The sequence below is a fragment of the Oerskovia jenensis genome (genome assembly GCF_016907235.1).
GTDB lineage: Bacteria > Actinomycetota > Actinomycetes > Actinomycetales > Cellulomonadaceae > Oerskovia > Oerskovia jenensis.
This window is the reverse complement of record NZ_JAFBBO010000001.1, coordinates 275,434-300,240: the sequence shown is the minus strand read 5'-3', so window position 1 is coordinate 300,240 and position 24,807 is coordinate 275,434. Positions and strand designations below refer to the sequence as shown.

24 protein-coding genes are annotated in these 24,807 nt (G+C 71.8%); 10 read left to right on the top strand and 14 right to left on the bottom strand.

Annotated features, from left to right (window positions below):
• Window positions 1-71: 71 nt before the first annotated feature.
• Both JOD49_RS01370 and lnt read left to right on the top strand, forming a co-directional pair.
• Window positions 72-1,736, top strand: coding sequence for an amidohydrolase (locus tag JOD49_RS01370; protein ID WP_205305650.1), 1,665 nt, complete (start codon window positions 72-74; stop codon window positions 1,734-1,736).
• Window positions 1,737-2,099: 363 nt separating this feature from the next.
• Window positions 2,100-3,710 carry an apolipoprotein N-acyltransferase gene (gene lnt / locus JOD49_RS01365; RefSeq protein ID WP_205305649.1) on the top strand — a complete coding sequence of 537 codons (1,611 nt, stop codon included), beginning with the start codon at window positions 2,100-2,102 and terminating at the stop codon, window positions 3,708-3,710.
• Window positions 3,711-3,924: 214 nt separating this feature from the next.
• Here lnt and JOD49_RS01360 read toward each other — a convergent pair whose 3' ends face one another.
• Complete coding sequence (locus JOD49_RS01360; RefSeq protein ID WP_138824427.1) at window positions 3,925-4,269, bottom strand: RNA polymerase-binding protein RbpA; 345 nt, start codon at window positions 4,267-4,269, stop codon at window positions 3,925-3,927.
• 416 nt (window positions 4,270-4,685) lie between these two features.
• On the opposite strand from JOD49_RS01360, the gene JOD49_RS01355 reads away from it, so the two are divergent.
• A complete protein-coding gene (locus JOD49_RS01355; RefSeq protein WP_205305648.1) occupies window positions 4,686-5,771 on the top strand; it encodes a site-specific integrase in 1,086 nt (361 codons plus the stop codon).
• Between the two features lie 432 nt (window positions 5,772-6,203).
• Entirely contained in the window at window positions 6,204-6,470 is a 267-nt protein-coding gene (locus JOD49_RS01350; RefSeq protein ID WP_205305647.1) for a DUF1905 domain-containing protein, read from the top strand.
• A gap of 90 nt (window positions 6,471-6,560) precedes the next feature.
• Here JOD49_RS01350 and JOD49_RS01345 read toward each other — a convergent pair whose 3' ends face one another.
• On the bottom strand, window positions 6,561-7,511 hold the full coding sequence (locus JOD49_RS01345) for a patatin-like phospholipase family protein (protein WP_205305646.1): 951 nt from the start codon (window positions 7,509-7,511) through the stop codon (window positions 6,561-6,563).
• A 368-nt stretch (window positions 7,512-7,879) separates the two neighbouring features.
• Here JOD49_RS01345 and JOD49_RS01340 point away from each other — a divergent pair, with 368 nt between their 5' ends.
• The 5 genes from JOD49_RS01340 to JOD49_RS01320 all read left to right on the top strand — a co-directional run bounded on the left by JOD49_RS01340 (window position 7,880) and on the right by JOD49_RS01320 (window position 12,113).
• Complete coding sequence (locus tag JOD49_RS01340; RefSeq protein ID WP_205305645.1) at window positions 7,880-8,326, top strand: iron chaperone; 447 nt, start codon at window positions 7,880-7,882, stop codon at window positions 8,324-8,326.
• A 172-nt stretch (window positions 8,327-8,498) separates the two neighbouring features.
• Window positions 8,499-8,825, top strand: a complete 327-nt coding sequence (locus tag JOD49_RS01335; protein ID WP_205305644.1) for a hypothetical protein — start codon at window positions 8,499-8,501, stop codon at window positions 8,823-8,825.
• Between the two features lie 274 nt (window positions 8,826-9,099).
• Complete coding sequence (locus tag JOD49_RS01330) at window positions 9,100-9,432, top strand: hypothetical protein (RefSeq protein ID WP_205305643.1); 333 nt, start codon at window positions 9,100-9,102, stop codon at window positions 9,430-9,432.
• Window positions 9,433-9,632: 200 nt separating this feature from the next.
• Window positions 9,633-10,778 (top strand): tyrosine-type recombinase/integrase, encoded by a 1,146-nt coding sequence (locus JOD49_RS01325; protein WP_205305642.1) that lies wholly within the window; start codon window positions 9,633-9,635, stop codon window positions 10,776-10,778.
• Between the two features lie 81 nt (window positions 10,779-10,859).
• A complete protein-coding gene (locus tag JOD49_RS01320) occupies window positions 10,860-12,113 on the top strand; it encodes a phospholipase D-like domain-containing protein (RefSeq protein WP_307822305.1) in 1,254 nt (417 codons plus the stop codon).
• Here JOD49_RS01320 and JOD49_RS01315 read toward each other — a convergent pair.
• The 3 genes from JOD49_RS01315 to JOD49_RS01305 form a co-directional block, all read right to left on the bottom strand.
• Window positions 12,110-12,391 carry a hypothetical protein gene (locus tag JOD49_RS01315; protein ID WP_205305638.1) on the bottom strand — a complete coding sequence of 94 codons (282 nt, stop codon included), beginning with the start codon at window positions 12,389-12,391 and terminating at the stop codon, window positions 12,110-12,112. The two genes, JOD49_RS01320 and JOD49_RS01315, sit on opposite strands and share 4 nt — an antisense overlap.
• Window positions 12,392-12,400: 9 nt before the next feature.
• Window positions 12,401-13,258: an MBL fold metallo-hydrolase gene (locus tag JOD49_RS01310; protein ID WP_205305636.1), complete on the bottom strand. Its 858-nt coding sequence runs from the start codon at window positions 13,256-13,258 to the stop codon at window positions 12,401-12,403.
• An 83-nt stretch (window positions 13,259-13,341) separates the two neighbouring features.
• Window positions 13,342-13,902, bottom strand: a complete 561-nt coding sequence (locus JOD49_RS01305) for a TetR family transcriptional regulator (RefSeq protein WP_205305635.1) — start codon at window positions 13,900-13,902, stop codon at window positions 13,342-13,344.
• 53 nt (window positions 13,903-13,955) lie between these two features.
• Here JOD49_RS01305 and JOD49_RS01300 point away from each other — a divergent pair, with 53 nt between their 5' ends.
• On the top strand, window positions 13,956-14,771 hold the full coding sequence (locus JOD49_RS01300) for an SDR family NAD(P)-dependent oxidoreductase (RefSeq protein ID WP_205305633.1): 816 nt from the start codon (window positions 13,956-13,958) through the stop codon (window positions 14,769-14,771).
• A gap of 100 nt (window positions 14,772-14,871) precedes the next feature.
• On the opposite strand, the gene JOD49_RS01295 is transcribed toward JOD49_RS01300, so the two are convergent.
• The 9 genes from JOD49_RS01295 to clsA form a co-directional block, all read right to left on the bottom strand.
• Complete coding sequence (locus tag JOD49_RS01295; RefSeq protein WP_205305629.1) at window positions 14,872-18,270, bottom strand: pyruvate carboxylase; 3,399 nt, start codon at window positions 18,268-18,270, stop codon at window positions 14,872-14,874.
• A 266-nt stretch (window positions 18,271-18,536) separates the two neighbouring features.
• Entirely contained in the window at window positions 18,537-19,127 is a 591-nt protein-coding gene (locus JOD49_RS01290) for a MerR family transcriptional regulator (RefSeq protein ID WP_205305628.1), read from the bottom strand.
• Between the two features lie 257 nt (window positions 19,128-19,384).
• Complete coding sequence (locus JOD49_RS01285; protein WP_372441180.1) at window positions 19,385-19,903, bottom strand: bifunctional nuclease family protein; 519 nt, start codon at window positions 19,901-19,903, stop codon at window positions 19,385-19,387.
• 103 nt (window positions 19,904-20,006) lie between these two features.
• Window positions 20,007-20,816: a transcriptional regulator FtsR gene (gene ftsR, locus JOD49_RS01280; RefSeq protein ID WP_443678541.1), complete on the bottom strand. Its 810-nt coding sequence runs from the start codon at window positions 20,814-20,816 to the stop codon at window positions 20,007-20,009.
• Window positions 20,813-21,304, bottom strand: coding sequence for an FHA domain-containing protein (locus tag JOD49_RS01275; RefSeq protein WP_205305626.1), 492 nt, complete (start codon window positions 21,302-21,304; stop codon window positions 20,813-20,815). Before JOD49_RS01275 ends, ftsR begins: the two co-directional genes overlap by 4 nt.
• A 182-nt stretch (window positions 21,305-21,486) precedes the next feature.
• Window positions 21,487-22,863, bottom strand: a complete 1,377-nt coding sequence (locus JOD49_RS01270) for a DUF881 domain-containing protein (protein WP_205305625.1) — start codon at window positions 22,861-22,863, stop codon at window positions 21,487-21,489.
• A gap of 8 nt (window positions 22,864-22,871) precedes the next feature.
• Window positions 22,872-23,204 carry a small basic family protein gene (locus JOD49_RS01265; protein WP_030151349.1) on the bottom strand — a complete coding sequence of 111 codons (333 nt, stop codon included), beginning with the start codon at window positions 23,202-23,204 and terminating at the stop codon, window positions 22,872-22,874.
• Complete coding sequence (locus tag JOD49_RS01260) at window positions 23,201-24,202, bottom strand: DUF881 domain-containing protein (protein ID WP_205305624.1); 1,002 nt, start codon at window positions 24,200-24,202, stop codon at window positions 23,201-23,203. The genes JOD49_RS01265 and JOD49_RS01260 overlap by 4 nt, the downstream gene beginning before the upstream one ends.
• Window positions 24,199-24,798 carry a cardiolipin synthase ClsA gene (gene clsA, locus JOD49_RS01255; RefSeq protein ID WP_205305622.1) on the bottom strand — a complete coding sequence of 200 codons (600 nt, stop codon included), beginning with the start codon at window positions 24,796-24,798 and terminating at the stop codon, window positions 24,199-24,201. Before clsA ends, JOD49_RS01260 begins: the two co-directional genes overlap by 4 nt.
• Between the last annotated feature and the right edge of the window lie 9 nt (window positions 24,799-24,807).

Below are 24,807 nucleotides of genomic sequence, written 5' to 3'. Positions count from 1 at the left end.
TCGCGTCACGTGCGCCCGGCACGCCCCACGAGAGGGCCGTACCGGGCGCACGTGGCCTATCGTGTGATGTCGTGGCCTCCACCCTGTACCGCAACGGTGTCATTCACTCCTCGACCGACCCCTTCGCCGAGGCGATGCTCGTCGACGGCGGGGTGATCACCTGGATCGGCGCGAACGACACCGCCGCCGGGCTCGCCGCGCGCGCCGACCGCGTCGTCGACCTCGACGGAGCGCTCGTCGCCCCCGGGTTCGTCGACTCCCACGTCCACGTCCTCGAGACCGGGCTCGCCCTCGCAGGCGTCGACCTGTCCGCGAGCGCCGGCATCACCTCGCTCGCTGCCGCGCTCGACGCGCTGCACGCCGCGGTCGAGGCCCGCCCGGCCGCCGGCGCGGACGACGTGCTCCTCGCGTTCGGGTGGGACGAGCAGGGGTGGCCCGAGCACCGGGCCCCTACGCGGAGCGAGATCGACGCGGCGTGCGGGGGAGCGCTCGTGTACGCGGCGCGCGTCGACGTGCACTCCGCGGTCGTCTCGACGTCGCTCGCGCAGCGCGCCGGTCTGGAGGCGCAGCACGGGTGGACGGACAGCGGCTTGGTCACCCTGGACGCGCACCACGCGGCCCGGGACGCGGCCCGCGCCCTGAGCCCCGAGCGTCGTACCGCGCTCTACCGCACCGCGCTCGACGCGGCCGCCCGCCGCGGCATCGTGTCGGTGCACGAGAACAGCGCGCCCTCGATCGACACGCGCGACGGGCTGCGCGAGATCATGGCCCTCACGGGGGACCCGCAGGGCGCGCTGCCGCACCTGGTCGCCTACCGGGGCGAGCTGTGCGCCACCCCCGACGACGCGCACGCTCTCCTCGCCGACCTGCCCGGCCTGGCCGGCATCGCGGGCGACCTGAACGTCGACGGTTCGCTCGGCTCGCGCACCGCGGCGCTGCGCCACCCGTACTCCGACCTCACGGGCACCCCCGGTGAGGCGGGGCCCGACGGGCGCGGCAACCAGTACCTGACCGCCGAGCAGATCGCGGCCCACCTGTCCGCCGTCGCGGCGGCCGGGACCCAGGGCGGGTTCCACGTCATCGGCGACCGGGCCATGGACGAGTTCGTCGTGGGCCTGCGCGCTGCCGCGGAGGCCGACGGGGCCGCGGCCCACCGTCGCGCCGCGCACCGCGTGGAGCACGCGCTGTTCGTCGACACCCACGCCCTGTCGACCCTCCTGCTGTTCGGGGTGTCGCTGTCCATCCAGCCCGTGTTCGACGCGGCGTGGGGCGGCCCCGACGGCATGTACGCCTCGCGCCTGGGCCCGACGCGCGTCGCGGGGCTCTCGCCCTTCGCGGACCTCGCCGGGGCGGGCGTCCCGCTCGCGTTCGGCTCCGACTCTCCCGTGACCGCGATGGACCCCTGGTCCGCGGTCCGGGCCGCGATGTCGCACGCCGACCCCGACCAGCGCATCTCCGCGCGCGCCGCGTTCCGGGCGCACACGCGCGGGGGCTGGCGCATCGCGGGCCTCGACCACACGGGCGCCGGCCAGCTGCGCGTCGGCGCACCCGCCCACCTCGCGGTCTGGCGGGCCGAGCACCTCGCCGTGCAGGGGACGGGGACGTCCGTGTCCTCCTGGAGCACGGACGCCCGTTCCGGGACGCCCCTGCTGCCCGACCTCACCGACGACGCGCCCGACCCCACGTGCCTGCAGACGGTGCGCGACGGCGTCGTGCTGTACGACACGTTCGACTGAGCCCCGGTCCGACCCGGCCGGGCCACCTCCAGGTCGTCCGGCCCGCCCTCGTGCGGGTGAGGCCGGTCGCGCCCCGGTGGCCCGCCACGGTGCGACCGGGGTCGCCACGAGCCACGGCACGTGTTCGGATTGACACCACCGTGAGGGGCGGTAAGTTCGATGACGTGTTCCGGCCGTCTGTGCCGCAGGGGAACGAGCCACCATCTCACCGTCCTTCCTGCGAGCCCTGACGTGCATCGGCTCGACCCGCGCGTTCAGTAGACAACACGGCCTCACCGGTGGCGGTGCGACGTGGTCCGAAGGACGCGCGGGTCGGCCCACATCTCCCGGCCGACCTGCAGGTACGTGGCGTACCCTGCACTGGTGTCGACCCGTGAGCCGAGCCGCTGGCTGCTGATCCTTCTCGCCGCCGGTGGCGGCTTCCTGACGAACACCGCCTTCCCCGACCGCGGCTGGTGGCCCCTGGCGTTCGTGGGCGTCGCGGCACTGTTCCTGGCTCTGCGGCGCGACGGCGCGTGGTGGAACGCGCTCGTCGGGCTCGTGTGGGGCCTGGCGTTCTTCCTCCCGCACATCCAGTGGGCCCAGATCGCGACCGACACCGTGCCCTGGCTCGCCCTGAGCGTCCTCGAAGCGGTCTTCCTGGCGCTGTTCGGCGCGATGTGGACGTGGGTGCGGCGCATCGGGTTCGTGGGGCGCAACCTCGCGTGGCAGGTCGTGACGTTCTCCGTGCTGTGGGTCGCGGTCGAGCAGTGGCGCTCCGAGTTCCCCTTCGGGGGGTTCCCCTGGGGCCGGCTCGCGTTCTCCCAGGTCGACTCCCTCCTGGGGCGCACGGCCTGGCTCGGCGGGGGACTGCTCGTCTCGTTGCTGACCGCCGCGATCGGTGTCCTGCTCGCCGTCTTCCTGATCGAGGCCCGCCGGGTCCGGGCCCTGCCCGCCCTGTGCTCGCTCGGTACGGCTGCTGTGCTCCTGGGTGCGGGCCTGGTCGTCCCGCTCGACACCCGCGCCGAGACCGGGACCTTGAAGATCGGCGCGGTCCAGGGCAACGTGGGCGAGCCCGGCCTGGGGTCGTTCGCCAACCGGGGTGAGGTCCTGGCGAACCACGTGGACGGCACCGTCGCGCTGCTCGACGAGGTGGACCCCGGCGAGCTCGACGTCGTCCTGTGGCCCGAGAACGGCTCCGACCTCGACCCGCAGACCACGCCTGACGTCGCCGCCGACATCGACGCGGCCGCGAGCGCCGTCGGCGCACCCGTCCTGGTCGGGGCGCAGGAGTTCCCCGAGACGGGTGGGCGGTACAACGTGGCGCTGCTGTGGGCGCCGGGGCAGGGCGTCATCGACCGGTACGCCAAGCAGCACCCCGCGCCGTTCGGCGAGTACATCCCGATGCGCAGCTTCGTGCGGATCTTCTCCGACCAGGTGGACCGGGTGACCACGGACATGATCGCGGGCGACGAGGTCGCCGTGATCGACCTGCCGTCCGAGCGGCTCGGGCGTACGGTCCCGCTCGCGACCGTCATCTGCTTCGAGGTCGCGTACGAGGAGCTCATCAGGGACGCCGTGACCGCGGGTGCCGAGCTCCTCGTCGTCCCGACCAACAACGCGTCCTTCGGGTACAGCGCCGAGTCCACCCAGCAGCTCGCCATGTCACGCCTGCGGGCCATCGAGACCGGCCGGGCGACCGTGCAGATCTCGACCGTCGGCGTCAGCGGCATCATCGCCCCCAACGGCGCGCTCCTGCAGAGCACGGAGCTCTTCACGGCCGACCAGATGATCGCGACGCTGCCCCTGCGCGACTCCCTGACCCCGGCCGTACGGCTCGGGTACTGGCCCGGGTGGGTCGCCGGGGGGCTGACGGTCCTGCTCGTCGTCGCCGGGGTCGTGTCCCACGTCTCGCGGGCGGCCGCGAGCGCCACGGCGCCCGCACGCAAGCCCGCAGCCAAGCGCCCGGCACCGCGCAAGCCCGCGCGCCGCTAGTCGTCCGACCGCGAGGGGCACCCGCCCCAGGAGGCCCGTCCTGCCCGACGGCGAGGATCGCCCGGGTGCGACGGGTCCGGTGGGCGGGCGGCACCTGCGGGCACCCGCGAGCACCGTCGCCCGCGAGCACCGTCGCCTGCGAGGGGGGAGCGACCCCAGGAACGACGAAGGGCCCGGAACTCCGAGGAGTTCCGGGCCCTTCGCGTCGATCAGGTCAGGCGCTGCGACGCAGCTTGCCGGCACGCAGGAGGCCGAGGCGCTCGTCGAGCAACTCCTCGAGCTCCTTGATCGTGCGGCGCTCGAGCAGCATGTCCCAGTGCGTACGCGCGGGCTTGCCGGCCTTGGGCTCGGGGCGCTCCGCGTCACGCAGGAGGGCCTCCTCACCGCAGCGACACTCCCACACCGCAGGCACCTCGGCCTCGGTCGAGAAGGGCAGGATGATGGTGTGACCGTTGGGGCAGTCGTAGTGCGCCTGGAAACGAGGGGCGAAGTCGACGCCCGCGTCGGACTCCATGCTCTTCGCACCGATGCTCATTCCACGTAGGGACCGGTCTGGCATGTCGTCCTCCAAGGGGTAGCGGCAGGGGTTGTCTATGGGGGTCAACGTCCCACCGGATGCGCGTGTTCCGTGAGGGCGTGAAGGTCCGGTGAACGCAGGGGCGCACGCCGAACCCACCCGTCGAGGCTGCCCAGCAGACCGCACGCATCGGGGAGGACGCGCACACCCGCGAGACCACCGACCAGGTTTCCGGTTTTCGCAGGCCGGCGCAACTCCACACGCACGAACGGGGGTGTGATGTTGCCCGGGGCACACCTTCGGGGGCGCCGACCGAGGCGCGGACACCGCACCACGGAGCCCGGGCTCACCGGCTCCCGTCGAGCGGCGAGCTGTCCGGATCGTCGCCAATACGGTGAATCACGGTACCGTTCGTGCTGTGAGGACCCAGGCAGAGCGCGAGCGACGGACGGTCGACCGTGGCGACCGTTGAGGCGTACGAGACGACCGCGGGTCGGCGGTACATGGTTCGCTACCGCACCCCCGAGCGCAAGCAGACCAAGAAGCGTGGCTTCAAGACCAAGCGCAGCGCCGAGGCCTTCGCGTCCTCGCTCGAGGTGTCGATCCTGCGCGGGGAGTTCATCGACCCGACGGCGGCCCGCTCGACCGTGCGCGAGCTCGGGGGAGCGTGGCTCGGGCGGCAGACCCACCTCAAGCCCTCGACGGCCAGGGCGGTCGAGAGCTCGTGGCGGCTGCACGTGACGCCCCGGTGGGGGAGCGTGCCCGTCGCCGAGATCCGGCGCACCGCGGTGCAGGCCTGGGTCTCCGACCTGAGCGCCACCTACAGCGCGACCACCGTGGCCCGAGCGCACGGCGCCCTCGCGTCGCTGCTCGACGACGCCGTCGACGACCGGCGCATCCTCACGAACCCCGCCCGCGGGGTCAACCTTCCTCGCAAGGTCCGGCGCGAGCACACCTACCTTGACCACCAGCAGGTCGCGGCCCTGGCCGCCGCAGCCGGTCGGCACGAGACCCTCGTCCTGGTCCTCGCCTACTGCGGGCTGCGCTGGGGCGAGGCCGCAGGGCTGCGCGTCCGCGACCTCGACATGCTCCGCCAGCGGTTGCGCATCAACCAGAACGCGGTCGAGGTCGGCTCCGAGATCGTCGTCGGCACCCCCAAGACCCACGAGCGACGCTCGGTCCCGTTCCCCGCGTTCCTCGCGTTGCACCTCGCCGCGGCGTGCGAGGGCAAGGGGCGCGACGACGTCGTCTTCCACGGCGACCGCGGCACCTACCTCAAGCGCTCCAAGTCGGGCACGGGCTGGTTCTCCCGCGCGGCCCGCGACGCCGGGATCGACGACCACCTCACCCCGCACGACCTGCGCCACAGCGCCGCGAGCCTCGCGGTGTCCGCGGGGGCGAACGTCAAGGCCGTCCAGCGCATGCTGGGACATGCCTCCGCGAGCATGACGCTCGACGTCTACGCGGACCTCTTCGAAAAGGATCTCGACGGCGTCGCGGTCGCGCTCGAGACGGCTCGACTGCGCGCGGTCTCGCGCGGCTAGTGCCCAGGGTGTGCCCACGGGGTCTTTCCGAAGCAGGGGAGAGCGTCGTGAATCCCTGATGTGGCAACAGTTGATGGGGGAGTGGCGACCTCTGCCCCGTGGGTCTAGAACTCACGGGGCAGGGCGCGGCCGGGAACGAAACGGACACTGACTCCCCACCTCGCTCGTCGCGCGAGGTCCGCGTGGAGCGACAGGTGCGCGGAACGTGCCGACGCTCTCAGGGCTTCCTGGGGAAGTCTCTCGTGATCAAGATACTTTGCCCTGCGTCCCCGGAATCACGGACCCTCCCGCCGCACCGCGACGAGCGCCCACGGCGCGACGCAGGTCGAGCGACCGTCGGCGCCCCTCGATAGAGTCGGCCACTCAGGGCGACCGCTCGGAGCGGCGCCGACGATCGACGACGGGGGCACAGTGAGCACGAGTCCAGGTCCGATGGACGTTTCCTTCTCCGGTCCGATCGGGGTGGCGGTGCGCGGCGAGGTGTGGTCGTGCGTCGAGATCCCCGACTCGGTGGACCTGTTGGGAACAGGCAAGGCCGTACGGGTGGTCTCGACGGTGGACGGCGAGGCCCTGACGGCCGGGCTGATGCCCACCGGGTCCGGCGGTCACATGCTCTCGATCAGCGCGAAGCTGCGCAAGAAGCTGGGGAAGGACATCGGGGACACCGTCCTCGTCCACCTGTCCGAACGCCTCACCTGACGTCCCGGGCGAGGTCCTCGGCCACCTCGGACGCCGTGGGCGGCAGCGCGGACACCGCTGCCGCCCACGGCGTCGCCGAGACCTCGGGCCTCAGTGTCGGAACGCGACCAGCCGCTCGGCCCAGGCCACGCCGCGCGCGTGTCCTGCTCGAGCGGCCGCCGGGCGCAGGGACACGTCCATCGCGTCGGCCCCGAACAGGTGCTCGGAGCCGGAGTCCGGGAAGATCGTCTCGACCGTGCTGCCGTGCGCGCGCAGGTCGTCGACCTGCGCCGCGAGCTGCAGGCCCCACGCCGGCGGCGTGAGCGAGCGGCCGCCGAACGGCGACAGCACCAGCACCCGCTCGTACCCGGCCGCCAGGTCGGCGTTCTCGTTGCGCCGGAAACCTCCGTCGAGGTACCGGCGACCCGCGATCTCGTAGGGGAGCCCGCTCGAACAGCTCGCCGCGACGGCGTCCACCAGGTCCACCCCGCTGTCGCGGTCGAAGACCACCGGGTCGCCGGTAGCGGCATCGACGGCCGTGAGCAGGATCCTCCGCTCCGGCCAGCCCGGCCCGGGAAGTCGCGATGCCACCGTTGCTCGCCACCTTTCCTGCCAGGAACCGTCCGACGCCGCCCCCCGCTCGAGCGCTGCGGCCCCTACGCGTCTGCGCAGGTCAGCCGGGTCGTGGGCCGAGGTGATGAGGGCGCGCATCCGTTCCAGGTGGTCGACGACCGGCTTGTTCGAGGCGTGCTCACGGGCGCTTCCTGCCGGGGCTCGTCGCTCTGGACGAGGGGTGGCAAGGATGGAGGACAGCAGGTCGGCCGGGGACGCGCCCGCGAGCTGGCCCGCGGCGGTCGATCCGGCCGAGGTGCCGACGGTCAGGCCAGGGGCCGTCACGTCCACACCGCCCTCGAGGAGCCCGGCGACGACGCCGATCAGCCACGCGTTGCCGGTCGAACCGCCGCCGCCGAGGACCACGGCCCGGCCGCCGGCAGGGCGTCCCTGCAGGCCGTGGTCGGTCGATGCGGGGACGTGCGAGGGGGACGAAGGTGAGGTGTGCATGGGAGTCGCCTTTCGCGAAGTGTCTGGCGAGCGCTCCCGGTGGCGACTAGCGCCGTCGCGCGATCGTGGGCTGCGGGGGAGCACCCGGTACTGATGCTGCGTTCACGGGTCTCACCTCCTCGACGGTTCACGATCATCGTGACGCTAGCACGACCCGTGGGCAGGGGAAGAGGGGTTTTCGCCGATCGCAGCGCGTCGGCGTCACGTCCGCGGCGTGGTCGACCCGCTCGGCACGGAGTCCCCGGGAAGCCGGGTGCCGCCACGTCCACGGTGCCGGCGGCGGGATCGAGCAGATCTGGAGAAGCGCGCGCCGTCGTCCCTCAGTAGCGTCGAACCCGACGGCAGACACACCACGAAGGGGAACTGCGATGACCGGCACCACGAAGTCGACCTCGACCAGCAAGGCCTACGAGGGCTTCTCGGCCGAGGAGCGCGCGGCGATGAAGGAGCGGGCCAAGGAGCTCAAGGCGTCCACGAACCGGGCCGAGGCGGAGAAGGCCCAGCTCGAGAAGATCGCGGAGCTCTCGGAACCCGACCGCTCCATGGCCTCCCGGATCCATGAGCTCGTCGCCGAGCACGCACCCTCGCTCGCGCCGAAGACCTGGTACGGGATGCCCGGCTGGGCCAAGGACGGCAAGATCCTCTGCTTCTTCCAGCCTGCGGAGAAGTTCGGAGCGCGCTACCCGACGTTCGGTTTCAACGACGTGGCACAGCTCGACGACGGCACCCTGTGGCCCGTCGCGTTCGCGCTCACGGAGCTGACGCCGGAGAACGAGGCGACGATCGCGGACCTCGTGAAGCGGGCGGCGGGCTGACCCGCACGCGCAGGAGCGAGCACCACATCGACAGCGTCGTTGCCGGTCGGAGGGACCGAAACACCCTCTGACCTGCAACGATGCTGTCGACAGGCTGCAAGTCCGGGGGAGTGGCGAGCGGGGGCAGCCCGGGGTGTCCCGCGCACGCCGTACCCCTGGCAGGATGGCCTCCATGCCTCTGGACATCCTCCTGGTCGCCGTCTCCCAGCGCGGCACGAGCCCGCGCCACCGGACACGGACGACCCTGGCCGCTGCCTGTGACGACGACGGCGAGCTCGTCCGGTGGTGCGCCTCGAGCGGGCGACCGATGCTGGCGAAGATCGACCCGTACGGAGATCTCGTGCTGACGTCGTCGGAGATGGAGCAGCTGATCGACGAGCTACGTCCGTCGGACGCAGGACCGCACGGGGCCGCATGTCGCATCATCGACGAGACCCTCGAGCTCGCGTCGCGCTGCGCGGCAGATCCGACGACGGAGCTGTGGTTCGCGGGCGACTAACACGCAGCCGCTCGGGCGGCGGCCCGTTCCTGACCCCTCTCGCACCGTTCCGTGCAACGCCGATAATGTACATTATGTCATTACGGCGATCTGGCCACGCCCCTCTCGCCCGGATCCGCCCCGCCGAGAGCGGCTGATCTCGCGCCGATCGGCCCGCGTTCGCACCTCCCGGAGTCGCCCTGGCTCGACGGGGCCGCATCACGCGCGGCGGTCACGCGCTCCCTCCATCGCAAGGGCGCCAGTCAGGAGCGCCCGTCGAGACCTGGAGTCGAGCATGAGCTCAGGACCGTTCGCGGCCACGCAACCCGTGGATCCTGCAGGATCCTTCGGTTCGCCCAGACGTCCTGTACGCGACCGGCGCGCCTCGGTCGTCGTCCGTGCGGCACGCAGCGCCCTGGTGCTGACGCTCCTGGCGACCGTGCTCACCGTCACGGTGCTGACGGCCTCGCTCACGGCGGTCGTCGCCGTCGTGAGCGCGCCCTGGTGGGCCTACCGCTTGTGGCTGGCCCCGCTGCTCGACCGGTCCCCCTCAGGACCCGGCACCCTGCCGCCGGCCTCGGCGGGGCGCGACGAGCAGCGAGCCGTCGTGGCACCGTCGGGCACCTGAGGACACGCGGCGCGACCTCTTTCGCGACACCACGACGCTGCGGTACGCTCCTTCAATTGGGACATACACGACAAACCATTGTGTTTAGCACAACACCGTGGTGAGACCGTGCGAACGAACCGTCGATCGCTCCCTGTCCTGTCAGTGGCGCCCCCTATGCTCCGGATGTCCGGTCTCGTCCCGTCCTCAGGAGCTGTTCGGTGGTCGCCCCTCCTCGCCTTCGCCGCGTCACCGTCGCCGAGGCGGTCTCCACGTACCTCTCCTCCGTCTCGGCGGAGACGCTCCGTGGTGTCCTCTCCCCCACGACCCAGCGCAACTACGAGCGCGACCTGCGGGAGTTCTCCTCGCTCGCCGGCGCCGAGACCGTCCTCGACGACATCACCGGCGCCGACATCGACGACGTCCTCCTGCGGTACCAGATCACCCCGGACGGGCGGTACACCGACCCGCGGACCAAGCCCGACGGCCCGGGACGTTCGGCCGCGACCGTCAACAGGTTCCGCCAGTCGATCTCCCGGTTCTTCACGCACGCGGCCCGCGACGGATGGGTCCAGGCCGACCCGATGCAGTGGGCCGCTCCCCCGGCCCGGCTCCGCGGCGGCCTGCGCGTCGCCCGCACCGCGCTGTCGGCGACGGCCGCGCAGGCCCTCCTCGTGACCGCGAGCACCAAGCCGCGGCCGACGGAGGGCACGCCCACCGCCGTGACGAGCGGTGCAGGTCGACCTCGTCCCGACCACGACCTCGCCGTGCGGGACCGGCTCATCATCGCGCTCCTGCTGATCCTGGGCCCGCGGGTCTCGGAGGTCGCCCGCGCGGACGTCGACGACTTCGTCCGCGAACCCGACCAGACCCGCTGGCGCATCAAGGGAAAGGGCGGCGCGGTGCGCACCGTCAGCCTGTCCGAACCCCTTGCACGGGCGCTCGACGAGTACCTCGCCGCGCTCCGGCCCGCGCTGCTTGCGCGCAGATCGGGAGATGCCGATGCCGCCCGGGCTCTCCTGCTGACCTGGCGGGGCCGGCGCATCGACGCCCAGGCGATCCGCGCGCTGCTCAACCGGTGCGTGGCCCGCATGCCCGAGGAGTACCGCCGGGCCGCCACCCCCCACGCCCTGCGCCACACGACCGCCACGCTCCTGGTCGCGCAGGGCTGGGACGTCAAGGTCATCGCCGAGCTCCTGGGTCACGCGTCGATCGCCACGACGGGCGTCTACCTCGACCGGATCGAGGGTGAGCTCGCCGCCGCGATCCGCTCCCATCCCCTGTCGACCGGCCTGCCCGCGGAGATGGGCAGCGAAGGACTCCCCGAAACGGACATAGCCCAAGAAAACGCCGTGCCTGGGTCGTGACGTGCGGGCACTGTGGCGGCAACGACCAAAGTCACCCCATTTCTCCGGGTGCTCACGACACGCTGCGGCTACGGTGAGCAGGTGCGCCCCTCGAAGACGTCCCCCGTCCAGCTCGCCCGATCGGTGATGGCCCGCGCGGCAGTCCTCGCGGTGGCGGTCCCCATGACCGTCGCCACAGGGCTGGTGATCGCGGACGCCATCCGCAAGCGTCGCGTCACCGACCCCAGCAAGTTCCCCCGGTCGGCCCCGGCCGAGGGAAGCGTCGGCGAGACGTCCACGACGATCTTCACCTACGGTGACGACCTCTACCGTGAGATGCTCGCCGCGATCCGGGGCGCTGAGCGCCGCATCATGCTGGAGACCTACATCTGGAAGGGCGACGAGCTCGGCAAGGAGTTCAAGGACGCACTGGTCGAGGCCAGCGAGCGCGGCGTCGAGGTCTTCGTCATCTACGACGGGTTCGCGAACCTCGTGGTGCCCCGCGAGTTCCTGACCTTCCCCGAACCCATCCACGTGATCCGCTACCCGGTCTTCCGCCCGGGAGTCCTGGTCCTCAACGTCCGCAAGTCGGGCCGGGACCACCGCAAGATCCTGGTGGTCGACGACGAGATCGGGTTCGTCGGCGGGTACAACATCGGCTCCCTGTACGCGACGCAGTGGAGGGACACCCACATCCGGCTCGCGGGGCCGTCGACCTGGGAGCTGCGCAACGCGTTCGTCGACTTCTGGAACTCGAACCGCAAGCAGGGCCAGCCGCGCCTCGAGGACCCGGGGTCACGTCTGTGGCTCCCGGAGCTCCGCGCGGCCCGCAACGCGCCCGCCCACCTGGTCTTCCCCATCCGCGGCATCTACCTGGACGCGATCGACCGGGCTTCGGACCACATCTACATCACGCAGGCGTACTTCATCCCCGACCGCGAGATCCTCGACGCCCTGCTCATGGCGGCCCAGCGTGGCGTCGACGTCCGTGTCCTGGTGCCCGAGCGGTCCAACCACGTCGTGGCGGACTGGCTCTCCAAGGGGCTGTACACGACGCTGCTGCGCGGCGGGGTGACGATCTGGCTGTACAAGGACGCGATGGTCCACGCCAAGACGGCCACGATCGACGGTCGGTGGACCACGATCGGCACCGCGAACATCGACCGCCTCAGCCTCACGGGCAACTACGAGGTCAACCTCGAGATCGTCGATGCCGGCATCGCGGCGCAGATGGAGAAGGTGTACGACGTCGATCTCAGCAACTGCCGCGAGCTCACGCTCGAGGAGTGGTCGAGCCGCTCGCTCGCGGCGAAGCTCGGCGAGGTCGCGCTCACCCCGTTGCGCCCGCTGCTCTAGGGGCGCCTTCCACGCTCTGCGCTCCGTCGTGCAGGGTCGGTCGCCGGCCCCGCGATCGCCTCGGGGACCGGCAGCTCGCAGGCCGGGAGCTGCCTGAACCCGTGCTCGAGCTCGTAGACGCACTCCCCGCAGACCGTCGGGTCGGCGATCTCGTGGGGCGAGCCTGCGTGCTCGCCCCACGGGTGGGCGCACGACGTGCACACGACCATCAGAGCTCGGCGCAGGGCCCGGCGCGACGCGCGGCTCGCGGCGCGGACGTCCTCGTCAGGAGGGGACACGACGTCAGGCTAGCGTCCCCGCAGACCTTCCTGTTCCCTCGCCGCGTCCGCGATCTCCTCCTCGGGGCGGGGAGGGACGGTCTCGTCGATCTCGAGCACGGGTACCGCCTCGAACTCCGGGTGCTCGCGCAGGAGCTCGCGCGCGACGGCCTCCGGATCACGGTGCGACGCTTCGGTCATGTTCGTCTCCTGGGGGCTGTGCGGGGTGACGTCGAGGTGCCCGCCCACCTCGAGCGGGCGGTAGTCGTAGGTGCCGCCGGTTCGCGCCTCGCCGAACAGTCGGTGCACCAGGCCGAGCCCGGCCGGGGACAGGATCGCGTCGTGGATCGGGACCACGGTCCACGGGTCGAGCGCTCGGACGAAGTCGATGCCCTCGGCGACCTTCATCCAGGGCGCTGAGACCGGGGCGAGGAGCACGTCGAGGCGGTCGTCGGTCAGGGGTGGGCTGAACGAGTCCCCGGGGTGGTAGGCGCGGGCGCCGTCCGCGGCCACGAGATAGGTCACGTTCGCGGCGCGTGGCACGTCCGGGTGGATGAGGGCGTGCTGCCCTCCCCCGACCAGCACGGAGATCGACCCGATCGTCAGGACGTCACCCGGCTCGACCAGCCGGAGGCGTTCGCCGTCGGGCGTCTCCCCCAGTCGGTCGAACACCGCTTCCGGTCCGACGATCCGCAGCTGCGGATCGGTCGCCAGCGCCGTGCTCACGGCGTCGACGTCGAGGTGGTCCGGGTGGGCATGGGTCACGAGGATCGTCCCGGGGGCTACGAGCGCCGCCGAGGTGTCCGCGAAGGTCCCGGGATCGAGGGTGAGCGTGGTTCCTGCGTGCTCGATCGCGACGCAGGAGTGACCGTGGAACGTGATGCGCATCGGTTGCCTTCGGTGGGGCTGGGGGCTGGGGGCTGGGGGTGGTTCCAGTCTGCCGCGCGGCGACCCGGTCGGCGCGTCGGGACCTAGGGGGCGAGCAGGAGGTCGACGAGCCGCTGGGCCGCGGCGTCCGTCCGCGACAGGTCCCCCGTGACGAGACGGTCCAGCAGGAGCCCCTTGAAGCCCGACGTGAGGAGCGTGGCGTCCACGCGGGCGGCGTCGGGCGTGCGTCCGGTGCCGACGAGCAGCCGCTCGACGTGCACGACCCACGCCGTGACGGCGTCCTGGGCGATCTCGCGGTGCGGGCTCCCCTCCTCGAGGGACGTCGTGAGGACCTGGAGCATGAGCGTGAGGTGCCCGGTGTGGGCGGGGTCGGTCATGCCTGCCCAGGCCGACCGCGCGACGACCCGTGGGTCGGTGTCCGCGACCGCGTCGAGGGCCGCGATCGTGCGACGACGGTGCTCGACGAGGACGGCCTCGAGGAGCGCGTCCCGTGTCCCGAAGTAGTGCACGAGCATCCGGGCGCTCGTGCCGAGGTGGGGGGCGAGGGATCGCAGGGTGAAGCCGCTCAGGCCCGTGTTCTGGAGGTGGTCGAGCGCGCCGGCGACGAGCTGGGTACGGCGGTATTCGTCGGGGGTGCGCGACACGGGGCCTCCAGGTGGGGGTTGACTGCGGGGCGGCACGAGCCTACTTTGACGTCATGAGTGTAACGCGCGTTACAGATACGTCGCCCGGCATCACGACCCGCACGCGACGCACCTCCCCCGGCCCCCGCTGGACCGCAGCCCTCGTGACGGGCGGGAGCTCCGGCGTCGGGCTGGCGCTCGCCCGACGCCTCGTCGCGGACGGCACGACCGTGCTCGTGTGCGGGCGCGATCCCGGCCGTCTCGCGGCCGCCGCGACCCGGCTCCCCGGTCTGCGCACCCTGGTCGCAGATCTCTCGGACCCCGGCGACGTCGCCCGCCTCGCCCGCGCTGCGGCCGACCTGCCCGGTCTCGACCTCGTGGTGCACAACGCCGCGATCCAGCTCGACCGCGACTGGGTCGTCACGACCCGGCCCGGCGCGACCGCGGCCCTCGCGCACGACGCGGCCACCGAGCTCGCCACCGACCTGGGCGCTCCCCTGCACCTGACCGCCGAGCTCCTCCCGGTCCTCGCCGACGCCCCTCGGGCCGCGATCGTCTCCGTCACGTCGGCGCTCGGGACCGTCCCCAAGCGCTCGGCGCCGGTCTACTGCGCGGCCAAGGCGGGCCTGAGCGCCTTCACGACGTCGCTCAGATACCAGCTCCGCGCGGGCGCCCCGCACGTGCGTGCGGTCGAGGTCGTGCTCCCCCTCGTCGACACCGCGATGACGGCAGGACGCGGATCGCGCAAGATCACGCCCGACGCCGCCGCGACGGCCATCCTGTCCGCCCTCGACGGGCGCAGGGGCAGGGTCGACGTCGGCGCGGTCGGGCCGCTGCTCGCGATCCACCGGGTGGCGCCCCGCCTCGCGGCGCGGATCGTCGCCGACTGACGCCTCGCCCCACCGACGGCAGCGGGCCGGGCGGGAGGCTCTCCGCTTCCCACCCGGCCCGCTGACCGCCGTATCTCCCGGACGTCGCCCGGGCACGTCGTCACACGATGACGAGCACCAGGTCCCCGCCCTCGAGCTGCTGGACCGCCCCGATCGCGACGCGCTGCACGGTGCCCCCGACGGGCGTCGTGATCGCCGCCTCCATCTTCATGGCCTCGACCGTCGCGACGGTCTGCCCAGCCTCCACGACCTCGCCCTCGTGCACCACGGGCGTCACCGCACCCGCGAACGGAGCGGCGATCTGGCCCGGCGCGGCAGGGTCGGCCTTCTCGGCGAGCGACGCATCGACCTCGATCGAGCGGTCGCGCACCTGAAGAGGGCGCAGCTGGCCGTTGAGGGTGAACATGACGGTCCGCATGCCCCGCTCGTCCGGGACGCCCACGGCCTCGAGCCCCACGAGAAGCTTGACGCCGCGCTCGAGGGAGACCTCGACCTCCTGCCCGGGAGTGAGGCCGTACAGGTACTCCTGGGTGCCCAGCACCGACACGTCGCCGAACGCGGCCCGCGTGGTCTCGAACTCCTTGGTCGGTCCGGCGAACAGCAGGTGGTTGAGGCGGTTGCGTCGAGCGGCCGAGTCGCCGTCGAGGTCGGCCTGGTCCTCGACCGTCAGCGGCGTGACCGCCGTGCGCACGACGCGGCCGGCGAGTGCCTTGCTCCGGAACGGCTCCGGCCACCCGCCGGGCGGGTCACCCAGCTCGCCACCCAGGAACGCGATGACCGAGTCGGGGATGTCGTAGTCCTGAGGGTTCTCGGCGAAGTCCGCCGGGTCTGCGCCACGGGCGACGAGCTGCAGCGCGAGGTCGCCCACGACCTTCGAGGACGGGGTGACCTTCACGAGCCGCCCGAGGATGCGGTCGGCCGCGGCGTACGTGGACTCGATCTGCTCGAACTGGTCGCCGAGGCCGAGCGCGATGGCCTGCTGGCGCAGGTTGGACAGCTGACCGCCCGGGATCTCGTGCTCGTAGACACGGCCCGTGGGGCTCGAGAGCCCCGACTCGAACGGTGCGTAGAGGCGACGCACGGCCTCCCAGTACGGCTCGAGGTCGCACACCGCGCGCAGGGACAGCCCCGTGTCGCGCTCGGTGTGCTCGAGACCCGCGACGAGCGCGGACATCGAGGGTTGGCTCGTGGTGCCGGCCATCGCAGCGCTCGCGACGTCGACCGCGTCGACGCCTGCGGCCACGGCGGCCATGAGAGTGGCCATCTGCCCGCCCGAGGTGTCGTGGGTGTGCAGGTGGACGGGCAGGTCGAAGCGCTCGCGCAAGGCCGTGACCAGTCGCGCGGCGGCAGCGGGGCGCAGCAGACCGGCCATGTCCTTGATCGCCAGGACATGGGCGCCCGCGTCGACGATGCGGTCGGCGAGCTCGAGGTAGTAGTCCAGCGTGTACAGGGTCTCGGCCGGGTCGAGCAGGTTGCCCGTGTAGCACAGGGCGACCTCGGCGACCGCGGTTCCGGTCGCGCGCACGGCGTCGATCGCGGGCCGCATCTGCTCGACGTCGTTGAGCGCGTCGAAGATGCGGAAGATGTCGACGCCCGTGGCCGCGGCCTCGCGGACGAACGCCTCGGTGACCTCGGTCGGGTACGGCGTGTAGCCCACCGTGTTGCGTCCGCGCAGCAGCATCTGGAGGGCCACGTTCGGCATCGCTTCGCGCAGCGCCGCGAGGCGCGCCCACGGGTCCTCGCCGAGGAAGCGGAGCGCGACGTCGTAGGTCGCCCCGCCCCAGGCCTCGACGGAGAGCAGCTGCGGAGTCAGGCGCGCGACGTACGGAGCGACCTGGAGCAGGTCGTGCGTACGGACCCTGGTGGCCAGCAGGGACTGGTGGGCGTCACGGAACGTCGTGTCGGTGACCTTGACGGTGGTCTCGGACCGCAGGGCGCGGGCGAACCCCTCGGGGCCCAGCTCGAGGAGCTGCTGACGGCTGCCGGGCACGGGGGCCACCGACAGGTCGAGGGCCGGGAGCTTGGCGGTCGGGTCGATCGCGCCGGTGCCCGGCCCGTGGGGGCGGTTCACGGTCACGTCACCCAGGTAGCTCAGGAGCCTGGTGCCGCGGTCGGCGCTCTCGCGGGCGGCGAGCAGCTCGGGGCGCTCGTCGATGAACGACGTCGACAGGTTCCCTGCGATGAACTCGGCGTCCGAGAGGACCGCCTGCAGGAACGGGATGTTCGTGCGGATGCCACGGATGCGGAACTCCGCCAGAGCGCGACGGGCGCGCCGCACGGCCGTCGGGTAGTCACGGCCGCGGCACGTGAGCTTGACGAGCATCGAGTCGAAGTGACCCGAGATCTCCGAACCCGCGGTCGCGGTCGCGCCGTCGAGGCGGACCCCTGCGCCGCCCGGCGAGCGGTAGGCCACGATCCGGCCGGTGTCCGGGCGGAACCCGTTCGAGGGGTCCTCGGTCGTGATGCGGGACTGCAGGGCCGCGCCGTTGACGTGCACGTCCTCCTGGCGGATACCCAGGTCCGCCAGGGTCTCCCCCGCCGCGATACGCATCTGCGACGAGACGAGGTCGATGTCGGTGACCTCCTCGGTGACCGTGTGCTCGACCTGGATGCGCGGGTTCATCTCGATGAACACGTGCTGACCGGCCCGCTCCCCCACGGTGTCGAGCAGGAACTCGACCGTGCCCGCGTTCTGGTACCCGATGGACCGGGCGAACTTCACGGCGTCGGCGCACAGGGCGTCACGGATCGCCGGGTCCAGGTTCGGAGCCGGCGCGATCTCGATGACCTTCTGGTGCCGCCGCTGGACCGAGCAGTCGCGCTCGTACAGGTGGACGACGTCGCCCTGGCCGTCGGCGAGGATCTGCACCTCGATGTGGCGCGGGCGCAGGACCGCCTGCTCGAGGAACATGGTCGGGTCGCCGAACGCACCGTCGGCCTCGCGCATCGCGGCCGCGAGGGCCTCGGGCAGGTCCTCGCGCCGGTCCACACGGCGCATGCCGCGCCCGCCTCCCCCGGCGACGGCCTTCGCGAAGATCGGGAACCCGATCTCGTCCGCGGCCGCGATCAGCTCGTCGATGTCCGACGACGGCTCGCTCGACGCCAGGACCGGGATGCCGGCCTCCTTGGCCGCCTTGAGCGCACGTACCTTGTTGCCGGCGAGCTCGAGGACCTCGGGGGGCGGGCCGACGAACGCGATCCCCGCCTCCTGGCAGGCTCTCGCGAGGTCCGGGTTCTCCGACAGGAAGCCGTAGCCGGGGTAGATCGCGTCCGCTCCGGCGTCCTTGGCGACGCGCACGATCTCCTCGATGTCGAGGTATGCCCTGACCGGGTGCCCCTCCTCGCCGATCCGGTACGCCTCGTCCGCCTTCAGGCGGTGCTCGGAGTTCCGATCCTCGTAGGGGAACACGGCCACCGTCCGGGAACCGAGCTCGTACGCCGCGCGAAACGCCCGAACCGCGATCTCCGCGCGGTTGGCCACCAGAACCTTCGAGAACACCAAGTACCCCATCCGTCATCGTGGGTCGGGCACGGGACCGCCGCGAGAAGTGGTCCACGTACCCGCTCGTCACGGGCGCCGCTCCGGCGCGAGCCGGGGACGTCCAGAGGCGATCTTCGCACGGCCGCCGCCGCAGGACGGCACCGGAAGCGGAAGAACGGGCAAAAAGGTGCTCAGCGCCACGGGCGCGGTCGGTTGCGGGTCCACACACGAAAGGACCCCGCCCACGGGCGGGGTCCTTCGGCTCACGGTCGGCTCGGTGGGCCTCAGCCCGCGCTGCGTGCCCGACGACGGAGCTCGAGCTCGTCCTCGGTCGGCGCGTTCGGTGTCTCCTCGTCCCCCAGGGACTCCGCCGGCATGTCGCTCAACGTTCCCTCGACCTCGCGCCAGACACGTCCCACCGCGATGCCGAACACTCCCTGCCCCCCTTGGACCAGGTCGACGACCTCGTCCGCGGACGTGCACTCGTACACGCTCGCACCGTCGCTCATGAGCGTGATCTGCGCCAGGTCGTTGACACCGCGCTCGCGCAGGTGCTCGACCGCGGTGCGGATCTGCTGCAGCGAGACCCCGGTGTCGAGGAGTCTCTTGACGATCTTGAGGACGAGGATGTCGCGAAAGCCGTAGAGCCGGTGCGTCCCCGAGCCGGAGGCCGGGCGGACCGTCGGCTCGACCAGCCCCGTGCGGGCCCAGTAGTCCAGCTGCCGATAGGTGATGCCCGCGACGCGGCACGCCGTGGGGCCGCGGTATCCGGTGGTGGTGTCGTGCTCGGTGATGTCCTCGCCGAACAGCAGTCCCTGGGCCGCGTGGGAAACAGGAGCACCCGGCTCTGCTCCAGCTCTGCCGCTGCTGTTCACTGTGCCTCCAAGGATGATGTGGACTCCACGCTAGGCCCGGGGTCGGGGAGCGTCAACGACCGAGGCTCTGAGGACGGAGCGTGTCGCGCACCCTGCCTGCCGCGACGACCCCACCCGCCCCCTCGGGCTCAGGTGTGTGATGCTCAAGACTGCCTGTCCGACTTTAGCCGAAATACCCCTCTTGTCTCCGGGAAAATCTGAAGATATGTCCTGCTTTGAGCGGCAGACCGTTCTGGCTGGTCCCGCCGCCGCACGCCCTACCGCTCCCCCGACTCCTCACCACGTTCGGGGGGACCGAAGTCCTCGGGTGAAACGTGCTCGAGGAAGTCACGGAACTCGGCCATCTCCCGCTGCTGCTCCGGGTCGACGATCTCCACGCCGGCGAGGGCGACGATCTCGGCCGAGCACATGACGGGGCTCTCGGTGCGCACGGCCACGGCGATCGCGTCCGATGCCCTGGCGTCGACCCGGACCCCCGTGCTCAGCACCATCTCGGCGAAGAAGATGCCGTCGTCCAACGCCACGATCTCGACCCGCAGCAGGCCGACGTGCACGGCCTCGAGGACGTCGCGGAGCAGGTCGTGCGTCATGGGTCGAGGGGCGGTCAGGTGCGCCTGGGCCATGGCGATCGCACTCGCCTCACGCGGGCCGATGATGATCGGCACCACCAGCTCGGCCGCAGGATCCAGGAGCAGCACGACGATCTCCTGCCCGGCGCCCTGCTGCTGGCGCACGCCGAGAACCTCCACCGGGACCATCGGCACCTCGTTGCTCACCCGTCCACCGTACGACGACGCGCGCGGTCCTTCAGTGGGAGGCGCACACGTGGCCCGCACGGGACGCCGCAGCGCCCCGGCAACCGGGGCGACACGGGTCGACTCAGCTCGTGAGGTCTCCCACGCCCTGGCGGAGCCACACCGTGTGGAGCTTCGCGAAGAGCTCACCCACCTCGCCCGCGAGGGCTCCCGCGTGCGCGCGCGCCGACGAGGACTGCTGGCTGCGCCATGGGGCGACGACCTGCTCCACGAGTCCCACGTGACGGTCGGCCGACGTGCGCAGCAGCCGCAGGTGCCGCGGCTCGATCCCGTACTCCCCGAGCGCGGCCGCGAGCTGGACGACCTCGACCGACCACGCGTCGAGCTGGCCGCCCGGGGCCTGGCGCAGGACGCCTGCCGAGATCAGCCCCTCGACCAGGGAGACGTCCACCCCGACCGTGCTCGCGAGCGAGTCGACGCTGTATCTCTGCCGGACGGTCGTGGTCTCCGTCTCGCCGTCGCTCGCGGCCAGACGGAGGGCAGGGTTCTCCACCACCTCACCGGCGTCGAGCGCGGCAAGGTTCTCCTTGATGACCTTGAGGGGCAGGTACCTGTCCCGCTGCTCGAGCAGGACGTACCGCAGCCTCTCGACGTCGGCCGGACTGTACTGCCGGTAGCCCGACGGCGTCCTCTCCGGGTCGATGAGCCCCTGCTCCTCGAGGAACCGGAGCTTCGAGTGGCTCACGCTGGGAAACTCCGTGCGCAAGGCACGCAGCACGTCCGAGATGCGCATCGTGGAGCGTCGGGAGATGCCCTGAGGCCACGGTTCACCCGTCTGCTCGGCGTCGTCCTCGTCGGTCGGTCGGGAGGTCAGCGCACTGCTGCCGTCGAACCGGTTCTCGTGTCCCCACGGGGAGCGTGCCGGCCGGTTCACGGGTGCTCTGCCGCGCCTTCCGCCGAACCCACGGGCTGGCCGAGGACAGGGCTGGTGTAGAACGTGAGCCGGTACTTGCCGATCTGCACCTCGTCGCCGGTGACGAGCGCGACCGCGTCGACCCGGTTGCGGTTGACATAGGTCCCGTTGAGCGACCCGATGTCCCGCACCACGAACTGGTCGTCGTCCCGGACGAACTCCGCGTGCTTGCGCGAGACCGTGACGTCATCGAGGAAGATGTCCGCGTGCTCGCTGCGTCCTGCGACCGTCCGCTCGGCGTCGAGGAGGAAGCGTGACCCGACCGAGGGACCACGCTGCATGACCAGGAGTGCGGAATGTCGCGGCAACGCCGAGATCGCGGCCTGCTCCTCGGCGGACAGTCCACCGGGCTGCGCACCCTCTTCGATCGGCAGCTCGATCCGGCCGAACGTGACGGTCGTCTCGCTACCTCCCCGGCGTGGCTCCGCAGATTCACCTGGAGTGGTCATCTCGCCTCCTCGGGAGTTGTGACGCATTCAGCGCAAAATGCCTTGGGCGGAAAGGTACTACACGCTCCCACGCTCACTCCTGCGAGCACCGGGGATGCGGGCAATACCCGTCCAACCCGTCCAACCTACCCCGCCAGGTGGGTCCGAGAAAAGTATCCGCCCACGTCACGACCTCGGAGGGATCAGTTCCCGCCCTCAGCGGGCACGGGCGTCGCGAACTCCGGGGCCTCCGGCTCGCGCGTGGACGTGATGGTGATGAGGTCCTCCTGGGTGATCTTGGGATCCGCTCCCTCGTTGCGTACCGATGCCATCGCACCTCCGGGGATCTCGAGCGCGGTCTCGAGCGTCGACGGGTCGCCGATCGCCTTCCACCGGTAGGGCGAGGAGACCTTCTGGCCGTCGACCACCATCCCCCGGCTCGTCTCCTCGAAGTAGCTGCTCGTGACCAGGCGGATGCCGTTGACCTCGACGACCTCCACCCCTGCGTTGCGGAGCTCCTCGAGGATGTTGAAGAGCTTGTGAGCGGGGATCCGCTGATCGGTCTCGGTGATCGTCAACGTGATCCCGGGGCCTTCCGCGGGAAGCCGGCCCGAGAGGATTCCCTGCGTCTCCGACTGCCGCTGGGCCAGCTCGAGGGCAGCGCGCTGCTGCCCGGACCCGGAGCTCAGCTCGTCGCGGGTCTCCTGGAGGCCCTCGACGCGCGTCTCCAGCGCGTTCGCCCGCTGGGTCACGTCGTCCAGGAGACGGACCAGGTCGCTCTGGCGCAGGGACGAGAGCTGCTGCTCCTGCGTCTGGCTCACCTGGACGGCCAGCGCGAACCCGAGCAGCGCGCACAGGAGACCCGCGAGGAGCTGCGAGCGGGTGACCTGCGGTCGCATGGCTCGACCGAGCTTCGACCAGCCTCCGGCAGGCGCGCCGTTCGTCGACGCCGGGGCGGCAGGGGCTGTTTCCGGAGCCTCGTGGCGCCCGTGGTGGTGGTCCGGGGCGGGCGGCGGCGCGTCTGCGGACCACGACGCACCCGTGGCCGATGCTGCGGTCGTCGCCGCTGCGCCCGCCGTCGACCTGCCGCCCACCTCGGCTGCCACGCCGTCAGCGGGCTCGGCCTCGGTCGGCCGGGACGGGGGTGCCGTGACCGCCACGGGCGATCCTTCGGTGACGGCTCCTGGCAGGCGCGCGACGTCCCACGGGACGTCCGACGCGTCCCCCTCGTCACGGTGCTCCGGGGTCTCGGCCGCGCTACCGCTCGTCCCGGTCGACGGACGGTCCGAGACCGGGGCGTCGCTCGACGCGACGTCCTGGGTCCGCCCCTCGGGTCCGCCGCTCGCAGGAGAGGCGACCACCGTGTCGATCTCGGTGACCTCAGCCACCTCGGTGACCTCGGTCGCGTCAGGCACGGGCGGGAGGGCGGGGGCGTCGGGCGCCGGGCCGGTCGCGGCCCCGGTCGCGTCGTCGAGGAGCGCGGCCTCCCCGGCCGGGGTGGCCGCCGCCGGAGGCGTGGCGGGCTCGCGGTGCTCGCGGGCCACGGAGTCGTTGTCCTCGGGGGTGGGTGTCGTCGTCATCGCGTCACCTAGGCCTTGAACAGGTGCCGACGGATGGCGGCGGCGTTGGAGAAGATGCGGATCCCGAGGACGACGACGACGCCCGTCGAGAGCTGGGTCCCCACACCGAGCTGGTCGCCGAGGAAGACGATGAGGGCTGCGACGACGACGTTCGAGAGGAACGAGACGAGGAAGACCTTGTCGTTGAAGAGCCCGTCGAGCATGGCCCGCAGGCCACCGAAGAGCGCGTCGAGCGCCGCGACGACCGCGATGGGCAGGTAGGGCTGAAGGGCGACGGGGACGGTGGGTTGGAGCACGAGCCCCGCCACGACTCCGAGGACCAGTCCGACGACTGCGATCATTCCGTGCTCTCCTGCCCTGCGAGTGAACTGTCGGCTCCGGTAGGACCGGTCGACGACGCGGGGCTCTCCGTCTCCCCCGTCGACGCGCCGTCCTGCCCGGTCGGCGCCTCAGGCTCGTCACATGTGGCTGCCGTGGAGTCTACGGCGTGCGCGTAGAACAGACGTTGGATCCCGTTGCCGGGCAGCGAGAGCTTGCTCTGCGGGATCCGGCTGTACTGGATTCCCCACGTCGAGCTGATGGTGCTCAGGTAGCCGGGGGCCGACGAGCGGGCGAACTCGGTCTCGAGCGTCGCCGGGTCGCCGATCGCCTCGACCCGGTACGGGGCGATCAGGGGCTGGAGGTCCACGAGGATCGCCTCGCCCGCGCTCCGGACGGCGCTGAGCGGCGTGAGTCGCTGGCCGTTGATCGCGATGGCCTCCGCGCCCGAGGCCCAGAGCGAGTTGACCACGCGCTGGAGGTCGCCGTCCTGCACCTTCTTGTTGAGCGACTGGTCGTCGGCACCGACGCCCTCCGCGGCGTCGTTGAGGGTGATCACGAGCCCCGGCCCCGTGACCGCGATCGACCCGTTGGCGACGCCGTCGATCTGCAGGGTCTCCAGGAGCACCGGGTCGACGTCGGCCAGCGCCTCGGTCTGCAGGGTCTCGATCTCCTCGCTCAGCGCCGTGGCTTGCGCGGAGAGGGCGTCCACCTCCTCACGCCGGCTCACGATCTCCTTCTCGAGCACCCTGCGCGCGTCGATCGCCGCACCCTGGGGTGCGCGCAGGTCGATCGTCGCGGCGGCCGTCACGAAGCCCAGCAGGACGGCGAGCGCTGCGACGAGGACCCAGGTGCGGGTCTTGCGGGGCGGCTCGTCCCCGGCGGCGCGGCGCGCGGCGGCCTCGGCGTAGCCGGCGTCGAGGGGGCGGTCCATGACTTCGGTGAGGAGGGTCATGGAGGCGTCGAGGGCCGGCTTCCCGTGCCGGGAGGGGTGCGCGTCGTTGCGGGGGGTGGTGGTCATCCTGCGGCCGTCTCCTGGGGGTCGGTGCGGGGTGCGACGAGCTGGCGGGTCTGGCGGATGTACTGGATGCCGGCGAGCCAGTAGAGGCCGACGCCCCATCCGGTGAAGGCCCAGCCGATGATGGAGGCGGTCGCGCCGAGGGCGCCGGGGGCCTCGGCGAGCAGCAGCAGGGGGAAGGCGTACAGGAGGGCGAAGGTCGCTGCCTTGCCGACGAAGCTCACGGGCAGGGGGCCGTAGCCGTGGCGGGTGAGGACGGGCAGGAGGCACACGAGGGTGATGTCGCGGAGGAGGATGACGACCAGGACCCACAGGGGTACGACGTCTCTCCATGCGAGACCGACGAGCGTGACGAGGATGAAGAGCCGGTCGGCTGCGGGGTCGAGCATCTGTCCGAGCTTGGTGACCTGGTCGAGGCGTCGGGCGAGCACGCCGTCGAGCCAGTCGGAGGCTCCGGAGATCGCGAGGACCGCGAGCGCCCACTCGTCGTTGCCGCGAACGATGAGGACGGCGAAGACGGGGACGAGGGCGAGCCGGAGGAGGCTGATGGTGTTGGGGATCGTGAGGATGCGTGAGCTGACCTCTTGATCTGCTGTCACGCCCACCGT